Source organism: Leifsonia sp. NPDC058230 (assembly GCF_042882245.1).
Lineage (GTDB): Bacteria > Actinomycetota > Actinomycetes > Actinomycetales > Microbacteriaceae > Leifsonia.
On sequence record NZ_JBHVWM010000004.1, the window covers coordinates 474,991 to 482,109 of the forward strand.

Below are 7,119 nucleotides of genomic sequence, written 5' to 3' on the forward strand. Positions count from 1 at the left end.
TGATATGGGAGGCATTGTGGCCGATAGAGCTGATGTCGTCTTCGTCGACGGAGTCCGCACTCCGTTCGGAAGAGCCGGCGAAAAAGGGCAGTACTGGAACACGCGAGCGGACGATCTGGTGGTCAAAGCCATGATCGAGCTGCTCGAGCGCAACCCGAACGTGCCCAAGGACCGAATCGACGACGTGGCGATCGCCGCCACCACGCAGCAGGGCGACCAGGGCCTGACCCTCGGGCGCACGGCGGCGCTGCTCGCCGGTCTGCCGAAGTCGGTTCCCGGATTCGCGATCGACCGGATGTGCGCGGGCGCCATGACCAGCGTCACCACCCTCGGCTCCGGCATCGCGTTCGGCGCTTACGACCTGGCGATCGCAGGCGGTGTGGAGCACATGGGGCGCCACCCGATGGGATTCGGCGCCGACCCGAATCCGCGCTTCCTCTCGGAGCGCCTCGTCGGCGAGGACGCTCTCAACATGGGGATGACGGCCGAACGCATCCACGACCGTTTCCCGGCTCTCACGAAAGAGCGCAGTGACCGGTATGCGATGCGGAGCCAGCAGAAGACCGCTGCCGCATACGCTGCGGGCAAGATCCAGCCCGACCTGGTACCGGTCGCCATCCGCTCCGAGAGCGGCTGGGGTCTCGCTGTGCAGGACGAGGGGATGCGCCCCGAGACGAACATGGAGTCGCTCGCCACCCTCCGCACTCCGTTCCGTCCGCACGGCCGCGTCAGCGCCGGAAACTCGTCGCCGCTCACGGACGGGGCGACCGCGAGCCTGCTCGCCTCGGATGACGCCGTGAAGGAGTTCGGCCTGCAGCCGAAGATGCGCATGGTGAGCTTCGCCTTCGCCGGCGTCGAGCCGGAGATCATGGGCATCGGCCCCGTGCCGTCGACCGAGAAGGCGCTCCGCAAGGCGGGTCTGAGCATCGACGACATCGGCTTGTTCGAGCTGAACGAGGCATTCGCCATCCAGGTGCTGTCGCTGCTCGACCACTTCGGCATCGACGACGAGGACGAGCGCGTCAACAAGTGGGGCGGCGCGATCGCCGTCGGCCACCCGCTCGCTGCCAGCGGCGTGCGTCTGATGATCCAGCTCGCCCGCCAGTTCGAGGAGCACCCCGAGGTGCGCTACGGCCTCACCGCCATGTGCGTCGGCCTCGGCCAGGGCGGCTCCGTGATCTGGGAGAACCCTCACTTCGACAAGCGCGCCGCGCGGAAGGCCTGACACGTGACCGACTATTCCAAGATCGACTTCAGCCCGCTCGCCGCCGTCTCGGACGACGAGGTCATCACCCACTCGTTCGTCAAAGACATTCCGCTCTCGGGCGGCAAGGTCCTCGCTCTCGTCACCCTCGACAACGGCCGCGACCACACGCGCCCGAACACGATGGGTCCGGCGACCCTGCTCGAGTTGGGCACGACCTTCGACACGCTGACCGAGCGGGCGAGCCGCGGCGAGATCCACGCGGTCGCCGTCACCGGCAAGCCGTTCATCCTGGCCGCGGGCGCCGACCTGAGCAAGGTCGGCGACATCCCGAACAAAGAGGTGGCGAAGCTGCTCCCCCAGCTGGGCCACTACGTGCTCGGAAAGCAGGCCACCTTCGGCGTGCCGTCCTTCGTGTTCACGAACGGTCTCGCGCTCGGCGGCGGCGTGGAGATCGGCCTCAACGCCGACTACCGCACGATCGATCGCTCGGCGGCCGCGTTCGCGCTGCCGGAGGTCTTCCTCGGCCTGATCCCGGGCTGGGGCGGCGCGTACATCCTGCCCAATCTGATCGGCATCGAGAACGCCCTCAAAGTGATCGTCGAGAACCCGCTCAAGCAGAACCGGATGCTGAAGCCGCAGGACGTGTTCGACCTCGGCATCGCCGACGCGATCTTCGATTCGGCGAACTTCCTCGAGGACTCGATCAAATGGGCCGACAGGGTCGTGTCCGGTGAGCTCACCGTGAAGCGTCCGAACGTTCCCGGCAAGGTCGAGCGGATGGTCAAGTGGGATGCCGCGATCGGCATCGCCCGCAGGATGCTGGAGAGCCGCATCGGCACCGTTCCGAAGTCGCCGTACGCTGCGCTCGATCTCCTCAAGGCGGCCAAGAGCGGCACCAAGGAGGAAGGCTTCGAGCGCGAGGACGAGGTTCTCGGCGAGTTGATCTCCGGCGACCAGTTCCAGGCCAGCATCTACGCATTCAACCTGGTACAGAAACGGGCGAAGCGCCCGGCCGGTGCGCCGGACAGGAAGCTCGCCAAGAAGGTGACGAAGGTCGGCGTGATCGGCGCCGGCTACATGGCCAGCCAGTTCGCCCTGCTGTTCGTGCGCCGTCTGCGCGTGCCCGTGGTCATCACCGACCTCGACCAGGCGCATGTCGACAAGGGTGTCGCGTACATCCACGACGAGATCGGCAAGCTGCAGGAGAAGGGCCGCATCTCACCGGATGAGGGCAACCGGCTGCGCGCGCTCGTCACCGGCACCACCGACAAGTCCCTCTTCGCCGACGCGGACTGGGTCATCGAGGCGGTGTTCGAGGAACTGTCCGTGAAGCAGGACGTCTTCGAGGAGATCGAGCAGTACATCTCCGACGACGCCGTGCTCGCCACGAACACCTCGTCGCTCTCGGTCGAGAAGATCGGCGCCAAGCTGAAGCATCCAGAGCGCCTCGTCGGCTTCCACTTCTTCACACCGGTCGCCGTGATGCCGCTCATCGAGGTCGTCAACACCCCGAACACGGATGAGGCAACGCTGTCGACCGCGATGGTCACCGCCGCCGCCCTGAAGAAGAATGCTGTCATCACCGCCGACACCCCCGGTTTCGTGGTCAACCGTGTTCTGGCGAAGGTTCTCGGCGAGGCGATGCACGCGGTCGACGACGGCACGCCGTTCGAGGTCGTCGACGCCGGCTTCGCGCCTCTCGGCCTGCCGATGCCGCCCTCGGAGCTGCTCGACCTGGTCGGTCTCAAGGTCGGCGCCCATGTGCTCGACACGCATCACGAGGCTTTCCCGGAGCGCTTCTACCGCAGCGAGAACCTGCACAGGCTCGCCGAGCACGGCACGCTGCTGGAGAAGGACTCCAAGGGCAAGGTCAAGGGCATCGACAAGACCGCGGCGAAGATCGTCTCGGGTGGCAAGAACCCGTGGACGAAGGAGCAGATCCTCCAGCGCCTGGAAGACGGCCTCGCCGACGAGATCCACCGGATGCTCGAGGACGATGTCGTGCACGCCGCCGAGGACATCGACCTGTGCATGATCCTCGGTGCCGGCTTCCCGTTCCAGATGGGCGGCATCACGCCGTACCTCGACCGGGTCGGCGCGTCGGAGCGCGTCTTCGGCGACACGTTCCACCACCCGCCCGTCGCGGGCGTGGCGTAGGACGGCGGGGCGGGTGCGCTAAGCGCCCGCCCCGTTCTCTTCGATCACCAGGTCCAGGTACGACCGCAGCGCCTCGCCGGCGTGGATCCCCTCTGGCTCGTAGAGCCACCGCAATTGGATGCCCTCCCACAGTGCGACGACGCTGGCCGCGGCGACCGCCGGGTCGACGCCCGCGCGGAGTCGCCCCGCCTGGCGCAGGGCTTCGAACTCCGCCTGATAGTCGTCCTGCAGCCTCTGGTAGCGCCCCAGGAAGTAGTCGCGGCCGGGGTGCCCGGCCGTCGTCGCTTCGGCCGACAGGACGCTGTACAGCGCGATCAGTCCGGGGATGCTCTCATTGGCCTCCGCCCGGGCGACGATCCGTTCGTCGAAGGGGTCGCCCTTCCCGCTCGGAACGTCCGATCCACCGAGGGCGTCCCTGCGTGCGAGCACCGCCAGCAGCAGTTCCTCCTTGCTGCCGAAGTGGTGGAGCAGATTCGACTGGCTCATGCCGGACGCGGCCGCCACATCCCGAAGCGAGCTCGCGTGGTAGCCACGGGTCGCGAACAGGCGGTAGGCCTCGTCCACGATCTGCTCGCGGCGGGCGGCGGTCTTCGCGTACGGCCCGCGCCGGCGCGCGCTCTCGGTGGGTGACATCTCTCCCTATTCCGTCCAAATTAGGTCACACGGTCTATTTTCGTATAGCGTCATGCTAATCGAGCAATCCACGACGAAGTGAAGGATATGACCGAACCGACTGCGATCTCGCCGTACCTTGCCGACACCGCTCCGGGCCGCGGAGCACGGCGTCCCCCGCGCTCCTGGCTGCACTCGGATGCGCCCTCCCTGTCTCTGAACGGCGACTGGCGGTTCCGGCTGTCGCCGTTCGCCCCGACGACGGAGGACGTCGCAGCGGCGGACTTCGACGACAGCGGCTGGGACAGCATCCCCGTCCCCTCGCACTGGGTGCTCCAGGGCGACGGCGCGTACGGTCTGCCGATCTACACGAATGTGCAGTTCCCGTTTCCGGTCGACCCTCCGCACGTCCCCGACGAGAACCCGACCGGCGACTACCGGCGCACCATCGAAGTGCCCGCCGAGTGGTCCAAGGCCGAACGCATCCTGTTGCGGTTCGACGGCGTCGAGTCGATGTACAAGGTGTGGGTGAACGGCGACGAGATCGGGATCGCCACCGGCAGCCGGCTCGCGCAGGAGTTCGATGTGACGGGATCGGTGCGCCCCGGCGACAATGTGGTGGCCGTTCGCGTGCACCAGTGGTCGGCGGCGAGCTACCTGGAGGATCAGGACCAATGGTGGCTCCCCGGCATCTTCCGCGACGTCACCCTGATCGCACGACCCCGGAACGGGATCGAGGATGTCTGGCTGCGCACCGGGTTCCTCGACGGAAACGGAACGGTCGAGACGACGGTGACGGCGGATGCGGGGGCGTACCCGATCACGCTCCGCATCCCGGAGCTCGGCGTGGAACAGGAGTGGTCGTCGCCGGCCGACGTCGGCTCGTTCGCGGTCGGCGAGGTCGCACCGTGGAGCGCGGAGACGCCGCGTCTGTACTCGGCGACCGTGTCGAACGCGGCTGAGAGCATCGCCATGCGCCTGGGCTTCCGGACCGTCGAGATCCGCGGCGACCGGTTTCTCGTCAACGGCCGGCGCGTGGTCTTCCACGGGATGAACCGGCACGAGACGCATCCCGAACGCGGCCGCGTCTTCGACGAGGAGCACGCTCGCGAAGACCTCATGCGGATGAAGCGGTTCAACGTGAATGCGATCCGCACCAGCCACTACCCGCCGCATCCGCGTCTTCTCGACCTCGCCGACGAGCTCGGACTCTGGGTGATCGACGAGTGCGACCTCGAGACGCACGGATTCGAGAAGGACGACTGGAGGGCCAACCCCAGCGACGACCCGGCCTGGCGGGAGGCCTACCTCGACCGCATCCGGCGAACCGTCGAACGCGACAAGAACCACCCGAGCATCGTGATCTGGTCGCTCGGCAATGAGTCGGGCACGGGATCGAATCTCGCGGCGATGTCCGCGTGGGTGCACGCCCGTGATCCCGAGCGGCCCGTGCATTATGAGGGCGACTACACCGGCGACTACACGGATGTGTACTCCCGCATGTACCCATCGGTGCTGGAGACGGCGGAGATCGGCACCGACGGCTCGCGCGCGCCCCTCCTGAACTGCGGCCCTGCTCAGGGTGCGCGGCAACGCACCAAGCCGTTCCTGCTCTGCGAGTACGCGCACGCCATGGGCAACGGCCCGGGAGCTCTCGACCAGTACGAGGCGCTCACGCGTGAGCATCCGCGGCTGCACGGAGGGTTCGTGTGGGAGTGGCGCGATCACGGACTGCTGACGAAGAACGCCGCCGGCGAGCCGTTCTACGCCTACGGCGGCGATTTCGACGAGGTCGTGCACGACGGCAACTTCGTGATGGACGGCATGATCCTGAGCAATGACGTGCCCACGCCGGGCCTGCACGAGTTCAAGGCGGTCGTGCAGCCGATCGCGTTCGCATTCGACGACGAGACCGTTGAGCTGACCAACCTACGGCACTCCGCGGATGCGTCCGACCTGCGATTCCGCTGGCGGGTGGAGCACGATGGTCTGGCGGTGGAGACGGGCGAGCTGGAGGTGCCTCCGCTCGCGGCCGGGACGTCGGTGGCGGTCGCGCTCCCGCACCTCCGGGTGGCGGAGTCCGCCGAGACGTGGCTGACGATCGACGCCGAACTGCGTTCGGACACCGCGTGGGCGCCGGAGGGCCACGTGGTCGCCTCCGGCCAGCAGGACCGGTCTGCGCCGGCTCGCCGAGCACCTCTGCCGGGGCCGAGCGTTCGCACGGCCGGCACGGGCTCGCTGACCCTCGGCCCGGCCGAGTTCGAGCGCGGCCGGCTGGTCGGGCTGGGCGGTCGACCCGCCCGCGGCCCTCGGCTCGAGCTCTGGAGGGCGCCCACCGACAACGACGAAGGCACGTCGTCGACAGGGATCGACGGGAGCGATTCGAGCATCCCCGACGTCTCGAGCGCCGACCTCTGGCGAGCTCAGGGCCTCGACCGGCTCACCCACCGCCTGGTCGAGGTGCAGAACGACGCGACGGGCCTGCGAACGCTCACGAGAGTCTCGGCAGCCGACTCCTCTCTCGCCGTCTGGGTCGACACCACCTGGACGTTCGAAGACGGCGAGCTCGACGTGCGCGTCGAGATCGAGCCTTCGGCCGGATGGTCGACGGTCTGGCCGCGCGTCGGCGTGCGATTCGACTTCCCCGACGCGGTCACGGGCATCGACGGAGTGTCGTGGTTCGGCCGCGGTCCCCTCGAGTCGTACCCCGACAGCATCCATGCGGCGAGCGTCGGGGCGTTCAGCGCGGCGATCGACGACCTCTCGGCGGAGTACGCGCGTCCCCAGGAGACCGGGCACCGGTCGGACACCCGGAGGCTCACGTTGCGGTCGGCCGGCCGGGATGCGCTCGGCCTGGAATTCGCGCCGGACTCGCGAGGTCGACGGCCCGGCTTCACACTCAGCCGGCACACTCCGCAGCAGATCGCTGCTGCGGCGCATCCGTTCGAGCTGCCCGCCAGCGATACGACCTACCTCTTCGTGGACGCGGCGCAGCACGGCCTCGGGTCGCGCGCTTGCGGCCCCGACGTGTGGCCCGCCTTCGCGCTGCGTCCTCAGGCGCGCTCGCTGCGCATCCGGTTCACGACGCACTGACCGCGACGAGGGGTCGCAACACGCCGTCTCGGGACAGGCCCGGGCGGCGT

General features: G+C 68.2%; 4 protein-coding genes. 3 read left to right on the plus strand and 1 reads right to left on the minus strand.

Annotation, left to right across the window (positions count from 1 at the left end; genetic code table 11):
• Positions 1-16: 16 nt before the first annotated feature.
• Complete coding sequence (locus ACFVV0_RS15360) at positions 17-1,225, plus strand: thiolase family protein (RefSeq protein WP_387064803.1); 1,209 nt, start codon at positions 17-19, stop codon at positions 1,223-1,225.
• Positions 1,226-1,228: 3 nt separating this feature from the next.
• On the plus strand, positions 1,229-3,364 hold the full coding sequence (locus ACFVV0_RS15365; RefSeq protein WP_387064805.1) for a 3-hydroxyacyl-CoA dehydrogenase NAD-binding domain-containing protein: 2,136 nt from the start codon (positions 1,229-1,231) through the stop codon (positions 3,362-3,364).
• Between the two features lie 18 nt (positions 3,365-3,382).
• Here ACFVV0_RS15365 and ACFVV0_RS15370 read toward each other — a convergent pair whose 3' ends face one another.
• Entirely contained in the window at positions 3,383-3,997 is a 615-nt protein-coding gene (locus ACFVV0_RS15370; RefSeq protein ID WP_387064808.1) for a TetR/AcrR family transcriptional regulator, read from the minus strand.
• 87 nt (positions 3,998-4,084) lie between these two features.
• Here ACFVV0_RS15370 and ACFVV0_RS15375 point away from each other — a divergent pair, with 87 nt between their 5' ends.
• Positions 4,085-7,069, plus strand: coding sequence for a glycoside hydrolase family 2 TIM barrel-domain containing protein (locus ACFVV0_RS15375; RefSeq protein ID WP_387064811.1), 2,985 nt, complete (start codon positions 4,085-4,087; stop codon positions 7,067-7,069).
• Positions 7,070-7,119: the final 50 nt, after the last annotated feature.